The sequence below is a fragment of the Paenilisteria rustica genome (genome assembly GCF_013820765.1).
Classification (GTDB): Bacteria; Bacillota; Bacilli; order Lactobacillales; family Listeriaceae; genus Listeria_A; species Listeria_A rustica.
Genome location: NZ_JABJVM010000016.1, coordinates 38,732 through 55,201 on the forward strand (window position 1 = coordinate 38,732; position 16,470 = coordinate 55,201).

Genomic DNA, 16,470 nt, shown 5'->3' on the forward strand with positions numbered 1-16,470 from the left:
AATCATCCTTCCGCTTTTAACTCGAGTAAGGTATCACGAAGTTGCGCTGCACGTTCAAAGTCGAGTGCTTTTGCCGCATCTTTCATTTCATGTTCTAATTCTTCGATAAATGCCATTCGTTCTTTCTTATTCATCTTGCTAAGGTCTTTCAGGTGCTCAGCCTCTCTTGTTTCAGCAGCAGTTGTTGCAGCGATGACCCCACGAACATCCTTAATAATCGTTTGCGGCGTAATACCATGCTCTATGTTATAAGCCTCTTGTATCTCACGACGACGCGATGTCTCACTAATAGCAAATTTCATAGAATCCGTCATCTTGTCCGCATACATAATAACTTTACCGTTCTGATTACGCGCGGCACGGCCGATTGTTTGAACAAGAGCACGCTCTGAGCGAAGGAAGCCTTCTTTATCAGCATCAAGAATTGTGACTAGCGAAACCTCTGGTATATCGATTCCTTCACGCAACAAGTTAATCCCGACAAGGACATCATACACACCAAGTCGCAAGTCTCGAATAATCTCTATCCGTTCCAACGTCTTGACCTCTGAATGAAGATACTGTACTTTAATACCTGTTTCTTTCAAGTAATCCGTCAAATCCTCTGACATTTTCTTCGTTAGCGTTGTAATCAAAACACGCTCATTTTTCTTGATACGTTCATTAATCTCGTCTATTAAATCATCAATTTGTCCTTCGATTGGTCGAATTTCTATAATCGGATCAAGCAGACCTGTGGGACGAATGATTTGTTGGATAACATCTGGATTTAAGGCCAATTCATATGGACCTGGTGTCGCCGAAATGTACATAATTTGATTAACATGCTTCTCGAATTCTTCCAAACGCAACGGACGATTATCCAGCGCCGATGGAAGCCTAAAACCATGGTCTACCAACATCTGTTTGCGCGCTTGGTCCCCGTTGTACATACCACGAATTTGCGGCATCGTTACGTGGGATTCATCAATCACGATTTGGAAATCATCCGGGAAAAAGTCTAACAGCGTATAAGGTGTGGAGCCAGCTTCTCGCAACCCTAAATGACGTGAATAGTTCTCAACGCCTGAACAATAACCCATCTCTTCCATCATTTCAATATCATAATTCGTACGTTGCTCCAAACGCTGTGCCTCGAGCAGTTTATTATCTTCACGCAGTACTTTCAAGCGGTCCTCTAACTCCGCCTTAATGTTCACGATTGCCTTCTTCATAATGTCTGGACGCGTAACAAAGTGGGAAGCTGGGAAAATAGAAACGTGTTCCCGTTCTCCAATTATTTCACCTGTTAAGGCATCCACTTCACGAATCCGCTCAATTTCATCACCAAAAAATTCGACACGCATACAGTGTTCATCACGTGACGCTGGGAAAATCTCCACAACATCTCCGCGGACACGAAAACGACCGCGCTGGAAATCAATATCATTGCGATCATATTGTATCTCTACTAAATCGCGTAACAATTGATCGCGACTAATCTCCATTCCAGGTCGCAGAGAAACAAGCATAGCGCCATATTCTTCTGGAGAACCCAACCCGTAAATACAGGATACACTGGCTATAATAATAACATCTCGTCGTTCAAACAACGATGCTGTCGCAGAATGTCGCAATTTATCAATTTCATCATTTACACTGGAATCCTTTTCTATGAAGGTATCTGTTTGCGGTACGTATGCCTCTGGTTGATAGTAATCATAGTAACTCACAAAATATTCCACTGCATTATCTGGAAAAAACTCTTTAAATTCACTATATAATTGTCCTGCCAACGTCTTATTATGAGCGATGACTAGGGTCGGCTTATTGACTTCTTGAATTACATTAGAAACTGTAAACGTCTTCCCTGTTCCCGTTGCTCCAAGTAAGGTTTGATGTTTTGTACCACTTCTAAGTCCTGCAACCAACTTCTCGATAGCTTTCGGTTGATCCCCTTGTGGCGTATATTTCGAAACTAGTTGAAATGTATCCTTCACCTTTTTTCCTCCTTTAGCAAAACGAAAGTGAGTCTAGGCAAATCCCAGACTCATCACTTGTATTCATTTTATCATAATTGTTCCAAATCCGCTAGCAAAAAGCGAACGTATTTTCGCATCCGTATAACACGAAGAGGATGGGACATAATCCAAAAAAATCGGCGACAAGCGTTCACATTCAGGGGATTTGGCGGACTTCCGGTTCTCACATACACAAGTATGCTCCGCTTCCGGCTTCCACCAAATCCCCTGAATACAAACGCTTTCGCTCGATTTGTATAAAGCAGAATTTTTCGTCCTACCCGAAGAAATGGGAGAGAATTTTTGCTTTATCTTGAGTTTTGTCTCAACCTCTTTCATCATATACACGCGCCTTTTTCACGCTTCTTTATCTGCCTGACGTAATCTACCGAGCATTCGTGTTGCTAGGAAGAAGCCCATCGTCATCGAAATCGCGTCTAAGCATATAAGCCACCATGTATTCGTGAAACCCATGCGAGCGGAAACAGCTATTAAAATCACGGTGAGTCCTAAACCTACAAAACGTTGGTACGTAATTCGCGATAATATAATAACCAACAATCCTGGAAAAAATAATGCCGAAATTAGCTGATCCCACATAGGCTTCGCTCTCCCTTTTTTTTAACTATCCGCTTTTAAAACGCGTGCTTTTATTTCATCTGTTAGGGCTGGTAAATCCGTTTTTTCAATCCCTTTTTCTGCGAGTAGATCTGGCAATATTTCACGTAAGAAGTACTGGACGCAGTTCATGTCGCGGAATTGATAGATGGTTTCTAGTGCCTCACTGTAAATTTTGGTGAAGGTTGGTTCTGGATTGCCTTTCTGGATTTCGCCGAATGATTCGTACAGCAAGTCTACTTTATCAGCTACTGCCAAAATTTGTCCTTCTAGTGTATCGTCTTTGCCTTCTTTAAGTAAAACGTGATAAATCGCTTGAAACTCTTTCGGAATCTCATTATTAATGAAGTTTCGCGTCATCGTTTCTTCTACTTCGGACAGCATTTCGCGAAGTTCTGCGGTGGCATATTTGACGGGTGTTTTGATATCCCCAATGAACAATTCTGGATAATCATGGTTCAGTGCTTTTTCATATAAAGCGCGCCAATTAACGGTTTGACCGGCTTGTTCCTCTACATTACCTAGAAACTGTGCTACTTGAGTAACTTTGAATGAATGCTCAGCAACAGAGTGTTCTTGATATTTGAACTTGCCTGGACACCGGTAAATATTCTCTAAATCTGATAAGCTACGAAAATATTGATGAATTCCCATTTTGCTTCACTCCTCATTGTTCTTCTTGTTTTTTATTGTCTGGATGCGTATTTTCTACTTCACGCATGATTAAAGCTGAACTGAAGCCGAGTAAGGCGATAATAGCCGCCGAATATTGTCTGAAATTGTCTGCTGCAAAAATATAGATAAGTCCCATAAAAATAAGCGTTGTCAAGATGCCCCATGTAAATAATTTATGCCCGCGCGTGACTCCAACTTTCATAACGGAATAAATCCCCACATAGCAAACCGCTTGAATCAAAATGAATTGAACGATAGAAATGATAATGACCGATGTTAGATCATCATTGAACATCACTGCTGCAACAGAGACGGCTAGTAGAACTATGATGCCTAAAATAACGATTATTTTTTTACTATTAGATAGTTGCTTCATGTTCTTCCCCCAAATGGTTTTCTTTTTTTACTAGTATAACGAGGATACGTATTGATAGCAACCTAAAACACTTGATGGTATGCGGTTTATCGGTTTATTTCACCAAAAACAAGAAGCATTGCTACTCCTTGTTTTTGGTTTGCTTATTTGATTTCCTTTTCAGCCTTACTTCGGAACAAGATGGAGAGCCCGAAGATGGTTACAACGATGGTTGCGCCCATATCTGCCATGATTGCCATCCATAGGGTTAGATAACCTGTTAGAGCGAGTAATAACGCTACTATTTTGAGGCCTAACGCGAAGGCGATATTGAATCCTACGACGAAACGTACCTTTTTAGCGATTTTTACTGTAATTGGTAATTTGCCTAAATGGTCCTGCATAAGTACGATATCTGCCACTTCAATCGCGCTATCAGTTCCTTTCCCCATTGCGATTCCAAGGTCAGCGGTTGCTAGGGCCGGGGAGTCGTTGATACCATCGCCAACCATTGCAATACTACCATTTTGAGCCTGAAGTTCACCGATTTTGGTTAATTTATCTTCTGGTAGCAAGCTCGCATAATAGTGATCGATGCCGATTTCGTTCGCTACTTTTTCAGCAGTTTTTTCATGGTCACCGGTTAGCATAATAATATTGGTTATGCCCTCTTTATGAAGCTCTGTCACGAGTTGTTTACTTTCTTTGCGCAAGGCATCTTGAATACCAAACATGCCGAGAACTGCGGTTTCTGATGCAGTAATAACGACTGTATATCCTGTTTCTTTCAGTGCTTTGACGTCCATTCTAGCCACGTCTGTCCAACTCGATTCTGGGATTTGTTGCTCGTTACCCAAGAAATACTGTGTTCCTTCGAATGTGCCGACAAGTCCTTTTCCGCCAACCGTCGTTAAGTCATCCATTTCCGCGCTTACTGAACCGATACGAGCGATGATGGCGGCTGCGATTGGATGCCCTGAGCTCTGTTCCATCATACTGGAAATTCGGAAAAATTTCGCTTCATCATACACAATTTCTTTCTCAACAACTGGTTTTCCTTCTGTTAGCGTCCCTGTTTTATCAAACGCAATTTGTTTTGTTTTGGCAAGTTGTTCTAAGAAAACGCCACCTTTAATCAAAACACCGTTCTTGGCGCTGCGCGTAATTCCAGAAACAATCGCAACGGGTGAAGATAAGATTAGCGCGCATGGACAACCGATAATTAATACGGCAAGTCCTTCATAACCCCAGTGACTCCAAGCTCCACCGAAGAAAAGTGGGGGCACGATAGTCACTAATACGGCAAACATCATAATAATTGGTGTGTAATATTTCGCGAAACGATCGATGAATAGCTCCGTCGGTGTCTTCGTTTCCTGTGCTTCCTCTACTAAATGCAAAATTTTAGCTAAAGACGAGTCCTCATAAACAGCAGTGATTTCAGCTTTTAGCGTTCCTTCATTATTGACCGAACCGCCAAACAAAGCGTCACCAATTTGTTTTTCAACGGGCATCGACTCACCCGTAATTGCAGCTTCGTTCACAGAGCTTTTTCCATCAACAATCACAGCGTCAGACGGTACTTTTCCGCCTGCTTTAATCAAAATCATGTCGCCAAGTTGGAGGTCAGTAATTGGTACTTCCGTTGTAACACCATCTTTCAAAAGGTTCGCCGTTTTTGGCACAACTTTCAATAATTCAGCCATCGACTTGCGTGCTTGGCGCATTCCGAAGCCTTCCAAATATTCATTCACGCCGAACAATATCGCCACGACCGTCCCTTCGCGCCAGTCCCCAATAATAAAGGCACCGACTAGCGCAACCGTCATCAATGTATCGATATTAAATTTCAAACGGAATAAATTTTTGAGCCCTTTGAAAAATGTTTGGTACCCGCTGAGTGCTGCCGCAACGAAATAAATACTAAATGATCCCCACGTTGGCATATATTTGTCCGTAAAAAAGGCGAGGAAGAATAGCAACGTTGAAATGACAATCTGAACGATGAGTTTCGTGTCACCATGGCTATGATCGTGATCGTGCTCGCCATCTGGTTGCACAATCGAAACACCTTCTTGTTTCAATATTTTTTCTACGTCCGGCATCGCCATCTTATTCGAAATAATCATTTTCCCAGAGTTATAGAGTACTTTCGCATCCTTGCCATGCTTCAATTGCTTCATTTCGGCTTCCATCTCTTGCGCGCAGTGTGCACAAGAAAGCCCACTTAATTTGAATTCTGCCATTGTCCTCCTCGTCCCTTCTCAATTTGTGTGTTCCACGTGCCTAATCGCTTGCGAGAGCAGTTCCAGAACGTGGTTGTCATCTTGCGTATAATAAATCGTCGTGCCTTCACGTCTTGATTTCACTAAGCGTAAATTTTTTAAAAAGCGTAATTGATGGGAAACTGTCGTCTGATTGAAACCCAGTGTCCGCGCAATATCGTTCACCGAATACTCTTGATCCTGCACCAAGTTTAAAATTTGAACGCGCGTCGGATCAGCCAATGCTTTAAAAATTTGCGTTACACCAAAAAGTGTTTCTTCGCCTAATAGTTGTTTGCTTTGTTCCATCTCTTATCACTCCAATTCTCGTATATGTTCACATACACATATAATAGACCAAAAAACGAAACTTAGCAAGGTTTAGCCAGCACAACTTTTAATATATGTTTATATACACATATATTAATATAGATTTGATAAAATTGCAAGTATTTCAGTCATTATGTACAAAATGAGTTTATTTATGTAAAAAAAGAGCTCAATCCGCAAAATCATGATATAATTTACACAAAGGAGTGATAGCATGCCAGATTTAAGCGGACGATTGACAGTTTTAAGGGAAAAGCAAGGCTGGTCGAAAGCCGAAACAGCAAGAAGACTCGGACTGAAGGCCCCTTCTACATACGGTAACTGGGAGTATGGCATTCGAGAACCGGATTTGGATACGGTTCGCCATATTGCAACGTTATTTGATGTTTCGGTAGATTATCTAATTGGCCAAAATAGTGAACCCTCATATAAACCGGTCACAACGAAAGAAAAGAATGACATCGCAAAACGAATCGAGAAAATAATTGAGGATTTGCGTTACGAGGAACATCAACATTTAAACGGGGAATACTTACAAGAAGAAACAACAGAATTTATTATGGATTCCCTTGAATTCACTTTGAAACAAGCTCGGAAATTAAATAATTGATACATGAAGAAAACCTCTGCCGCAGTGATGTGACAGAGGTTTTTTGCGTATTAGTTATTCAACTCTTCAATTTCGCCACTCTTCAAATACACAATCCATTCGCAGACGTTTGTTACATAGTCCCCAATCCGCTCCAAATACTGTGCAACAAGGAGTAAATACGAAATTTCCTCTAAATGATCTGGATCTTCTTGCATGAAATGAATGCATTTTGTATAAATGACGCGCTGGAGTTTATCTACTTCATTATCACGCGTCGCTATTTCGCGAGCCGCCTCTTCGTCCTCTGCCAGATAGGCTTTGAGAACGTCATGTACCATTATTTTGACGATATCGCCCATCTCTTGAATTTCTGGAATTGGCTTCACGACTTTTGTTCGCCCTACTAAAATGGTGGTTTTGGCAATGCTGACGGCGTGGTCACCAATTCGCTCCAAATCAGAACTCGCTTTTAAAACCGTGACAATTTTGCGAAGGTCGATGCCTACTGGTTGTTGAAGCGCAATGAGTTCAAACGATCTTTGCTCCAGCGCCAGCTCCATATTATTGATAGAACGGTCGCTTGCAATCACGTTTTCCGCTAGTTCATGATCTCGGTTAACAAGGGACTTCACGGCTTTATAAATCGCCTCGTTGACTAGCATTCCCATCTCGAGTAAGTGTTGGTGCAGCTCATTTAACTGTTCATTGAAAATTTTTCTAACTGGCATATGCTTCGCTCCTTATCCAAATCGTCCTGAGATATAGTCTTGCGTTTGTTGCTCTGCTGGATTTGTGAAAATGGTGGTTGTATCGGTGAATTCAATGATTTCTCCGTTAAGGAAAAAAGCTGTCTCATCAGAAATCCGCGATGCTTGTTGCATATTATGCGTCACGATAACGATGGTGTACTCTTTTTTCAGCTCTAAAATCAGATTTTCCATTTTAGCTGTGGAAATTGGATCGAGTGCAGAGGTCGGCTCATCCATCAGGATAACTTCTGGTTGTACTGCCAGAACCCTCGCGATGCAAAGCCGTTGTTGCTGTCCGCCAGACATGCCGAGCGCTGATTTGTGCAAACGGTCATGCACTTCATCCCAAAGTGCCGCCTGACGCAAGCTACGTTCGACGATTTCATCAAGTTTTTTCTTATTCTTGACGCCATGCGTTCTCGGACCGTAAGCGACGTTATCATAAATCGAAAATGGGAATGGGTTCGGTTGTTGGAAAACCATCCCGACTTTTTTACGCAAATTTACCGTATCGATTTTGGAACTTTGAATGTTTTCGTCGGCAACTTTAATCTCGCCTTTGATCGTGACATTTGGAATTAAGTCGTTCATTCGATTCAGTGTACGAAGAAAAGTTGATTTACCGCATCCAGACGGCCCTATAAGCGCCGTCACACGATTTTTTTTGAAGTTTAGGTTTATCTTATTTAGCGCTTGTTTTTGTCCGTAGAATAGGTCTACGTCTTTTGTCTCGATGACGAATTCCGTGTCGGTTATTGTTGACATTGCGATTTCCTCCTTTGTTGAGTCTCTTATGAAGCATCCCTTGCCGATTTAGAAACTCAATGTGCATGAGAACGTAGTAAGCATGTAATTCTTTTTTTGTGTCATGTCCAGCATCTTTGAATCTAGCTTCGACGGCTAGCTCCTCGAAAACTTCACGCCCTCCATAAAAACCAAGAGCCGTTTTTTTCGGAGCTGAACGAGCCGTCTCAGCTTTTCATTATCCGAAATTCCCAGAAATATAGTCCTGCGTCTGTTTATTCGCTGGGTTCGTAAATAGTGTTCCTGTATCGGTCACTTCTACTACTTTTCCGAGATAGAAAAAGGCAGTGTGATCGGATACCCGAGCGGCTTGTTGCATATTGTGTGTTACGATAATAATCGTGTATTTTTTCTTCAGTTCATGGATTAAATCCTCTATCTTACTCGTTGAAATCGGATCGAGCGCAGAAGCTGGTTCATCGAGTAGTAAAACTTCTGGTTGCATCGCAATCGCGCGCGCAATACATAGGCGTTGTTGCTGTCCGCCAGATAATGATAAGGCACTTTTGCCCAAATCATCTTTGACTTCATCCCAAAGTGCGGCGCTACGCAAACTTTTTTCGACACGTTCTGCGAGCTCGGCTTTATTTTTCATACCGTGGCGCTTCAAACTAAAAGCAATATTTTCAAAAATCGATTTTGTGAATGGATTCGGCTTTTGGAATACCATCCCGATTTCTTTGCGAACGTTGTATAAATCCACTTCTTTGCGGTTAATGTTGATGCCGTTATATAGAATTTCGCCTTCCATTCGGCAGCCATCGATTTCGTCATTCATTCGATTGAGCGCGCGGAGATACGTCGATTTCCCGCATCCAGACGGGCCGATGAGTGCCGTCACTTGGTTTTCATGGAATTCTAAGTCGACACCTTGAATCGCGTGGTTGTCGCCGTAATAGACGTGCAAATCATTAGTAGCCATCGCGGGCGCACCTGCTGTCACGATTTCATCTTTTGCTTCATTTATCGCGAACGACATATTAGTAGTTGCCATCATTTTAAAAAACTCCTTTTGTCCGCCAAATCAGGAAGACGTCATCTTTTTAAATACGTATTTCCCTAGAATGCGGGCTAAAATATTGAAAAGTAGCACGGAAAGAATGAGTACGGCGGACGCTCCCGCGGACACGGCTGCAGCGTCTGGCATGATTCCTTCCCCATTAATTTTCCAAATGTGAACGGCAAGTGTTTCTGCTGGACGGAAGATGTTAAGCGGTGACGTTGGGTTCATTGGATTCCAGTCCCCGAAGTTCAGTGTTGGTGTACTTTGTCCAGCAGTGTAGATTAAGGCGGCTGCTTCACCAAATACGCGTCCTGCGGCTAAAATAACGCCGGTCACGATGGCTGGTAGCGCGGCTGGAACTAGAACCCGTGTTATGGTTTCCCAGCGCGACAAGCCTAGTGCAAGTCCTGCCTCTCGTTGCGTATTTGGAATAGCATTGAGTGCTTCCTCAATAACGCGAATGAGTAGCGGTAGATTAAAGATGGTTAGTGTCAGCGCCCCGGAAATAACCGAGAAACTCCACCCCATCTGTAACACGAAAATTAAGAAGCCGAACAAACCGACCACGATCGACGGTAAAGAAGACAGGACTTCAATCGTTGTCCGGATAAAATCTGTAATCCAATTTTTGCGGGCGTATTCTGCCATGTAGATACCGGCTCCCAGCGCAATTGGAACAGATAAAATCATCGTGATAAGTAACATGTAAAAAGAGTTCCAAATTTCTGGACCAATCCCGCCGCCCGCTTTGAACGATTCTGGTGGGGAGGTTAGGAAATGCCAGCTCAGATGAGGCACGCCTCGAACTAGGATATAGCCAAGTAATCCAGCCAAAATAACGACAATGAGTAGCGCAATCAAATAGAAAACGGAGGTCGCAATCTTATCTTTTGTTTTTACATTCATTTGACTTTCCTCCTACGGCCGATAAAGCGGATCATAATGATAAAGAACAGCGACATTGCCAGTAGCACCATAGCTAGCGACCAAAGCACGTTATTATCAAGTGTCCCCATGACGGTATTTCCCATTCCCATTGTTAAAATACTAGTTAACGTGGAGGCCGGTTCGAATAACGAAGTCGGGATAACCACGGAGTTTCCAATAACCATTTGTACAGCAAGTGCTTCACCAAACGCGCGCGCCATTCCGAAAACAACGGCGGTCAAAATGCCTGGTCGTGCACTCCGCAAAATTACTTTCCAAATCGTCTGCCAACGCGTTGCACCAAGCGCAAGCGAAGCCTCACGATAATGACGTGGTACCGATTGAATCGCATCCACTGTCAAGCTTGTCACAGTCGGCAAAATCATGACGGTCAAAACCGCGGTCGCCGCTGCAATCCCAAAACCACTTCCTGAAATATGTTCCCGAATAAACGGGACAACCACGCTGAGTCCGATAAACCCGTAAACAACGGACGGAATCCCAACAAGTAACTCCATCACCGGTTGCAAAATTTTCTTACCAAACTTCGGCGATATTTCCACCATAAAAATTGCCGCGCCAATCGCGAGCGGTGCAGCAATACAAGCTGCGAGTAACGTCACACCAAAAGAACCAAGAATCATCGGCAAGGCGCCAACGAGTGGATTTCCAGCCGCATCTGTTTTAGAAGGATTCCAATCTGTCCCTGTAATAAAGTCAACAAATGAAACATCATTGACAAAAAAAGTAGCCAGTCCTTTCGAAATAACAAAGAAAAGAATGGATGCCGCTGCAATCACCATGATGCTGATGCAGATAAATGTTATGATTTTCCCTCTTTTTTCAAGACGGGCTTTTTTGGAAGTTTGCGTTAATGCTTTTTCTCGTGCTTCCACTGCGTAGACTCCTTTCCAATGCTGAGTTCTTATTTTTATACCCAACAAACGGGTTTGCGCCCACTTCTATACTTAGAAGTAGACGCCTTCCCCAATATATTTTTTATTTAACGTCTGTAATATTTCCTTTAGCGTCGCGTTCTACTTTCATCGAGTGAATCGATTGGTAACCAAGTTGTGGCACCAAGTCATTTTGAACGTCTTCGCTCGTGATGTAAGCTAAGAATTGTTTCGCAAGTCCTGTCGCTTCACCATTTGTGTACATATGCTCGTAAGCCCAAATTTTCCAATCGTTTGTTGCTACGTTTTCTTCTTTTGGCTCTACATTATCAAGGGAAAGTCCTTGGATTGAATCGTCAATGTAAGAGAATGCTAGGTAACTGATAGCTCCTGGTGTTTCGCTTACGATTTTACGAACGGTACCTGAGGAATCTTGTTCTTGCGCCTTAATTGGAGTCGCGCCATCTAAGCCCCATTTTTCAAAAGTTGCGCGTGTTCCGCTTCCTTCTGCACGGTTGATGATGGTGATTTTTTCGTCTTTACCGCCAACATCTTTCCAGTTTGTAATTTTGCCAGTGAAGATGTCGATTAATTGTTGTTTTGAAATATTTTTCACGCCAGCGTCTTTGTTAACGACTGGTGCCATGCCGACTACTGCGACTCTGTGATCTACAAGTTTAGAAGCGTCAACGCCATCTTTTTCTTCAGCGAAAACATCCGAGTTGCCGATATCCACTGCGCCTTGTTGCACTTGTGTTAGCCCAGTACCAGATCCGCCACCTTGCACATTGATTTGTGCTTTAGGATTTTCAGCTGTAAATTGTTTCGAAGCAGCTTCGACAAGAGGTTGTAGTGCTGTTGAGCCGACCGCCGTGATAGAACCAGAAACTTCCTTGCTATCTGAATTTCCGTTTGCTTTATCTGATGATGTACTCGAATTCCCACATCCTGCTATAATCATTGTGAATGCTGCAATAACAGCTACTATTCCTAAAAATCTCTTCTTCATAAACTGTAAACCACCTTTTTTATCGATTTAACTTACAAACCTACTATACCTCTTCTGGATTAAGGTGATGTGTAGCTAATGTTAAGAGAATGTAAAGATGATGATTGTGTAAATTTCTTTATCAGAAAATGACAAAAAGACCGCAGAATGGGCGGTCGGATGGTGGATTTTATGTAAAGAAAAACGCAAGCCGCTAAAATCACGACTTGCGTTACATCTTTATTTTGGAAGTGTTACGGTGAAAGTTGTGCCTGAACCTTCGATGCTTTCCACTTGAATTTGACCGCCACAACTCTCCACAATATGTTTTACGATAGAAAGCCCCAGTCCTGTACCACCAGAATGTCTACTACGCGCACGATCCACGCGGTAAAAACGCTCAAAAATCCGATCAATATCCTTAACTGGTATACCAATCCCATTATCCGTGACTGTGATAGCAATCGTATCATTCGCCTCGTTTTCCGTCACACCAACCGACACTGTACCATCCTGTGGTGTATACACAATCGCGTTGGAGATGAGGTTAATCAAGATTTGCTGCAACCGATCACGTTCTGCTTGGATAATAACCGGTGAGGTCAAATTTGGCGGCACGAGCTGAATCCCTTTTTCGAGTGCCATCGAGCGAACCGTATCCATCGTCGTGATTACCACGTCCTCAACATCCACCTGCTCCAAATTCATCGATACATGTTTCTGCTCAATTCGCGACAATTCCAAGATATCCATGATTAAACGGTGCAAACGATCGCTTTCCTCTTTTATAATGGTGAGGAATTTCTTGAGTAGCGCTTCATCATACATCGCACCATCAAGTAGCGTTTCTGCAAAACCTTTTAGCGCGGTTACTGGTGTTTTCAGTTCATGTGACACATTCGCGACAAACTCCGAACGTACATTTTCCAATCGTCTAATTTCTGTAATATCGTGTAGCAGCAAAATCACGCCTGTTATGTTACCCGTTTTTGATAAAATTGGCGAAACGTTAGCATCTAAAATAAGCTCCCTCGGGAAATAAATCGTAATCTCCTCTTGTTGGAAAACTTTCTGCTCTAAGCATTGATCGACAAGCTGCGTCAACGCAAAACTTTTTAAAACCTCGTAATATGCTTTTCCAGTGAGGTCTTTTTCCCCGATAATCTGTTCTATCATCGGATTCGTCATCACAATCAGTTTTCGTTGATCAATCAGCATCACGCCACTCACCAAGTTCTGCACGATGCCGCTTAGCCGCTGTTGATTAAGCTCGATTTCCTGCATCTGCTTCTCTAAACTTTGCGCCAATTGATTCACACTTAGCGATAGATCCTGCAACTCGCCGCTCGTTTTCCCAGTAATTCTGCTGTAATAACGATTGTTCGCCAAGTCCATTGACACATCGATAATTTCATTGACTGGTCGCGTAATCCGCCGCGCAATCACCGCACTTATGAAGCCAATAAACACCAACGCCAAGCCAAATATCAAGGTGAGGCTGAGCCATAATTGATGGACTGCTTTTTCGACTGATTCTAGTGAAATCGAAATCCGAAGTACACCGTCCGTCACCCCATTATGCGTAATTGGAACCGCCACATACAGCATACTATAGCCAAGTGTAGAACTTTTTCGCGTGGCAATCCCAACCTCTTTCCCTTGCTTAAGAACTTCCTGCACCTCGGGACGATCCATATGACTGCCCAAACTGTGCGGATCTTCCTTCGTATCAGCAACCACGTGCCCCGTCCGATCAATGACCGTAATTCGTGCGTCAATTTTATCCTCCAGCGGTTTTAAGTCCGACTGAATTTTATCCGCATCCTGATCTAGATCAACATCTTCCAGCTTCGTCGTTGTCAGCAATATTTTCGCATCATCCTGCAGCTGGCTTTCTTTCATATGCAAGTAAACGCTCTTCATCAGTTCCCCCGAAAAGAAACCCACAATGACCATGACAATAAAAAATAAGATAAAAAAAGACAGTCCTATTTTCAGCCATAATTTTTTCATGATTTCACGTTCTCCATTTTATAGCCAAAACCACGAATCGTCTTAATGTACCGAGGTTGCTTCGTATCCGCCTCGATTTTATCCCGCAAATGACTCACATGCACATCCACAATCCGCGTTTCACCAATATAATCATAGTTCCAAACCGCGTCCAGCAGCTGATCTCGCGAAAAAACCTTGCCCCTGTGGTTCGCCAAATATACCAACAACTCGAATTCCTTCGGTGTCAAATCCAGCAACTCATCCTGTAAATACACCTCATAACTATCCGTCAGAATCTTCAACTCGCCAATATGCAACGCCTTCTCTTTCTGCGAGTCTTCCGGTTCCACATCTGCCGCTTTCCCAGCACTCCGTCTCAAAATCGCCTTGATTCGCGCCACAACCTCACGCGGGCTAAACGGTTTCGTCAAATAGTCATCCGCACCAAGCTCCAGACCAATAATTTTGTCCAATTCGTCATCTTTTGCCGTCAACATCAAAATCGGCGTCTCCACCTTATCTTGGCGCAACTGCTTACACACTTCAATCCCGTCCATCTCAGGTAACATCAAATCGAGTACAATCAAATCCGGTTTTTCCGACAAAGCAAGCTCGTATCCTGTCCTACCATCCTCCGCCGTCACTACATCAAAGCCAGCCTTTTCAATGTTAAATTGCAGTAAAGTTACAATAGAAGACTCATCATCCACTACTAAAATCTTGGTCAATGCTCTTTCCTCCCCATTCATAACGCGCGGCCATTACATTCTCGCCACAACTTGTTATGTATTCTTCCACTAAAATATAGCACGAATTTACCTTTTTCGGGTAGAAAACGGTCACTCTTAACACAATCTTAAAAGTCAGGGGCACGAGAACTACTCATCTCCGTCGTTAAAAACTCCGTTCCGATGCTCATGTACAGTCGTACATTCCGCTTTGTTGTGGCACTTTGAAACAACGTGAGTTAGAGCCTCAATATGCAGAGGAGCACAGTGAGTCTGTAGTCCTTAACTCGCTTTTGCCTAGGAGCTAAGCAGCTCTCGTGCCCCTGAGTCGCGGTTTGTGGCTACTTGTAATCACGTTTTTATTTGGATTCTACCATGAATAGACCTAGTTCGAAGGAGTCTTCTTCGTGGATGGCGGTTTGGACGATTCGTGGTTCGCCGTTGTTGTCGCGGACCTTTAGTTTGCAGTAGGCTCGGTTTTCGTTTAGTGCCTCATACAAATCTTCGCGATCCATCACTGGCATGCCATTTACCTCCATTATTACTTCTCCTGCTAAAATTTCCATTCGGCTAGCTGGCGTATTTTCCCGAGAGCCTAAGACCATGATGCCGTCTGTTTGTGGTGTAAACTTAAACGCGGCATCCCGTTCCTCGTTACGATGACGATAAGAAATCCAGAACCGACCCGCGATTGCCACGATAAAGGCGAGCAAACTCAAAATTGGTATCACAATACTCACGACGCCAAGTAGCGCAATCAGAATTGATAAACTTGTCACTCGAACCGCGATTTTATGCGTGGCTTGTGCTGGTAGCTGAGACTGGACTTGTTGCTGGAATCCAATCACAATCGGCAATACCATTATGGAAAACGTCTGATTCCCAATTTGAAAAATCGGCCACCAATCAAACAATGCTGCAAAACCATGTCCTGGAATGAAACAAACGAGTGGTAGCAACCATAAGCGGCGTAACTGAAATGCGCCAATCCATTTTCCACGGCCACTTTTCCGAAGCATTGGTGAGGCCTGGTTTGCTCCTGAGAATTGAATCAAGAATGCCTCCACCGCAAGTAATAATGCTAAGACAAACACGATGACAATCATGAAATTATCGATATACAAATCACGAATTGGCAACATCCGATCCTCAAACGGTGCCAACTGCCAATCAAAATAATAGGCCGCATAATAAACCAGACTAGCAATACCAATCGTATATGCCGTCGAAGCCATCCGAAATAGCCCAACTATTAGCAACACAATGAGTACAACATTAAATATCGCTATCCATCCAATCGTCAATGTAAAGCCCACAAACACCATGATAATCGAAAGTGCCACACCGAAAACAATACCTAATCCGAAGAATCCTTTTAATTCCTGCCAAGGTGAATGTATCCGTACATGAAAAGATTTCCGTTCCCATTTTATTCGATTAAATCCAGCAATAATCGCTATCAATATCGACACATATAATGCCGGTTGCACCAATATACTGCCAATCCCTTTTACAACTTCTACTATTATTGTCTCCATCTTATCCA

Annotated in this window: 16 protein-coding genes; 1 reads left to right on the forward strand and 15 read right to left on the reverse strand. The window is 43.0% G+C overall.

The genetic code is table 11. The annotated features are described in order from the left end of the window. Nucleotides 1–2: 2 nt before the first annotated feature. From uvrB to HPK16_RS13210, 6 genes are all read right to left on the reverse strand, one after another. Nucleotides 3–1,979 carry an excinuclease ABC subunit UvrB gene (gene uvrB, locus HPK16_RS13185; protein WP_181677399.1) on the reverse strand — a complete coding sequence of 659 codons (1,977 nt, stop codon included), beginning with the start codon at nt 1,977–1,979 and terminating at the stop codon, nt 3–5. Nucleotides 1,980–2,357: 378 nt separating this feature from the next. Continuing rightward, a complete protein-coding gene (locus HPK16_RS13190) occupies nt 2,358–2,600 on the reverse strand; it encodes a CsbA family protein (RefSeq protein ID WP_181677400.1) in 243 nt (80 codons plus the stop codon). A 21-nt stretch (nt 2,601–2,621) separates the two neighbouring features. Beyond that, a complete protein-coding gene (locus tag HPK16_RS13195; RefSeq protein ID WP_036131767.1) occupies nt 2,622–3,272 on the reverse strand; it encodes an HD domain-containing protein in 651 nt (216 codons plus the stop codon). 13 nt (nt 3,273–3,285) lie between these two features. Continuing rightward, nucleotides 3,286–3,669 (reverse strand): hypothetical protein, encoded by a 384-nt coding sequence (locus HPK16_RS13200; protein ID WP_181677401.1) that lies wholly within the window; start codon nt 3,667–3,669, stop codon nt 3,286–3,288. Nucleotides 3,670–3,812: 143 nt separating this feature from the next. Then, nucleotides 3,813–5,894: a heavy metal translocating P-type ATPase gene (locus tag HPK16_RS13205; RefSeq protein WP_181677402.1), complete on the reverse strand. Its 2,082-nt coding sequence runs from the start codon at nt 5,892–5,894 to the stop codon at nt 3,813–3,815. An 18-nt stretch (nt 5,895–5,912) separates the two neighbouring features. Then, on the reverse strand, nt 5,913–6,221 hold the full coding sequence (locus HPK16_RS13210) for an ArsR/SmtB family transcription factor (RefSeq protein ID WP_036089755.1): 309 nt from the start codon (nt 6,219–6,221) through the stop codon (nt 5,913–5,915). Nucleotides 6,222–6,456: 235 nt separating this feature from the next. Between HPK16_RS13210 and HPK16_RS13215 the strand changes: the two genes are divergently transcribed. Continuing rightward, nucleotides 6,457–6,852, forward strand: coding sequence for a helix-turn-helix domain-containing protein (locus HPK16_RS13215; RefSeq protein WP_036076692.1), 396 nt, complete (start codon nt 6,457–6,459; stop codon nt 6,850–6,852). A 50-nt stretch (nt 6,853–6,902) separates the two neighbouring features. Here HPK16_RS13215 and phoU read toward each other — a convergent pair whose 3' ends face one another. From phoU to HPK16_RS13260, 9 genes are all read right to left on the reverse strand, one after another. Further along, the gene (gene phoU, locus HPK16_RS13220) at nt 6,903–7,562 is read right to left on the reverse strand and encodes a phosphate signaling complex protein PhoU (protein ID WP_181677403.1); all 660 of its coding nucleotides are present in this window, start codon (nt 7,560–7,562) and stop codon (nt 6,903–6,905) included. A gap of 12 nt (nt 7,563–7,574) precedes the next feature. After that, nucleotides 7,575–8,348 carry a phosphate ABC transporter ATP-binding protein PstB gene (pstB, locus tag HPK16_RS13225; protein ID WP_181677404.1) on the reverse strand — a complete coding sequence of 258 codons (774 nt, stop codon included), beginning with the start codon at nt 8,346–8,348 and terminating at the stop codon, nt 7,575–7,577. A gap of 217 nt (nt 8,349–8,565) precedes the next feature. After that, nucleotides 8,566–9,366: a phosphate ABC transporter ATP-binding protein PstB gene (pstB, locus tag HPK16_RS13230; protein ID WP_246369424.1), complete on the reverse strand. Its 801-nt coding sequence runs from the start codon at nt 9,364–9,366 to the stop codon at nt 8,566–8,568. A 45-nt stretch (nt 9,367–9,411) separates the two neighbouring features. Beyond that, on the reverse strand, nt 9,412–10,296 hold the full coding sequence (gene pstA / locus HPK16_RS13235; protein ID WP_036089747.1) for a phosphate ABC transporter permease PstA: 885 nt from the start codon (nt 10,294–10,296) through the stop codon (nt 9,412–9,414). Further along, complete coding sequence (gene pstC / locus HPK16_RS13240; RefSeq protein ID WP_181677405.1) at nt 10,293–11,213, reverse strand: phosphate ABC transporter permease subunit PstC; 921 nt, start codon at nt 11,211–11,213, stop codon at nt 10,293–10,295. Before pstC ends, pstA begins: the two co-directional genes overlap by 4 nt. A gap of 103 nt (nt 11,214–11,316) precedes the next feature. Further along, entirely contained in the window at nt 11,317–12,222 is a 906-nt protein-coding gene (locus HPK16_RS13245; RefSeq protein WP_181677406.1) for a phosphate ABC transporter substrate-binding protein, read from the reverse strand. 219 nt (nt 12,223–12,441) lie between these two features. Then, entirely contained in the window at nt 12,442–14,214 is a 1,773-nt protein-coding gene (gene pnpS / locus HPK16_RS13250) for a two-component system histidine kinase PnpS (protein ID WP_181677407.1), read from the reverse strand. Beyond that, nucleotides 14,211–14,924, reverse strand: a complete 714-nt coding sequence (locus tag HPK16_RS13255; RefSeq protein ID WP_181677408.1) for a response regulator transcription factor — start codon at nt 14,922–14,924, stop codon at nt 14,211–14,213. The genes pnpS and HPK16_RS13255 overlap by 4 nt, the downstream gene beginning before the upstream one ends. A 359-nt stretch (nt 14,925–15,283) precedes the next feature. Then, nucleotides 15,284–16,462, reverse strand: coding sequence for a PDZ domain-containing protein (locus HPK16_RS13260; RefSeq protein ID WP_181677409.1), 1,179 nt, complete (start codon nt 16,460–16,462; stop codon nt 15,284–15,286). Nucleotides 16,463–16,470 lie beyond the last annotated feature (8 nt).

Excerpts from the sequence above, each read along its gene's own strand:
- HPK16_RS13190 (WP_181677400.1), bottom strand. The coding sequence starts at position 2,600 with ATGTGGGATCAGCTAATTTCGGCATTATTTTTTCCAGGATTGTTGGTT.
- HPK16_RS13195 (WP_036131767.1), bottom strand. The coding sequence starts at position 3,272 with ATGGGAATTCATCAATATTTTCGTAGCTTATCAGATTTAGAGAATATT.
- HPK16_RS13200 (WP_181677401.1), bottom strand. The coding sequence starts at position 3,669 with ATGAAGCAACTATCTAATAGTAAAAAAATAATCGTTATTTTAGGCATC.
- HPK16_RS13205 (WP_181677402.1), bottom strand. The coding sequence starts at position 5,894 with ATGGCAGAATTCAAATTAAGTGGGCTTTCTTGTGCACACTGCGCGCAA.
- HPK16_RS13210 (WP_036089755.1), bottom strand. The coding sequence starts at position 6,221 with ATGGAACAAAGCAAACAACTATTAGGCGAAGAAACACTTTTTGGTGTA.
- HPK16_RS13215 (WP_036076692.1), top strand. The coding sequence starts at position 6,457 with ATGCCAGATTTAAGCGGACGATTGACAGTTTTAAGGGAAAAGCAAGGC.
- phoU (WP_181677403.1), bottom strand. The coding sequence starts at position 7,562 with ATGCCAGTTAGAAAAATTTTCAATGAACAGTTAAATGAGCTGCACCAA.
- pstB (WP_181677404.1), bottom strand. The coding sequence starts at position 8,348 with ATGTCAACAATAACCGACACGGAATTCGTCATCGAGACAAAAGACGTA.
- pstB (WP_246369424.1), bottom strand. The coding sequence starts at position 9,366 with ATGTCGTTCGCGATAAATGAAGCAAAAGATGAAATCGTGACAGCAGGT.
- pstA (WP_036089747.1), bottom strand. The coding sequence starts at position 10,296 with ATGAATGTAAAAACAAAAGATAAGATTGCGACCTCCGTTTTCTATTTG.
- HPK16_RS13245 (WP_181677406.1), bottom strand. The coding sequence starts at position 12,222 with ATGAAGAAGAGATTTTTAGGAATAGTAGCTGTTATTGCAGCATTCACA.
- pnpS (WP_181677407.1), bottom strand. The coding sequence starts at position 14,214 with ATGAAAAAATTATGGCTGAAAATAGGACTGTCTTTTTTTATCTTATTT.
- HPK16_RS13260 (WP_181677409.1), bottom strand. The coding sequence starts at position 16,462 with ATGGAGACAATAATAGTAGAAGTTGTAAAAGGGATTGGCAGTATATTG.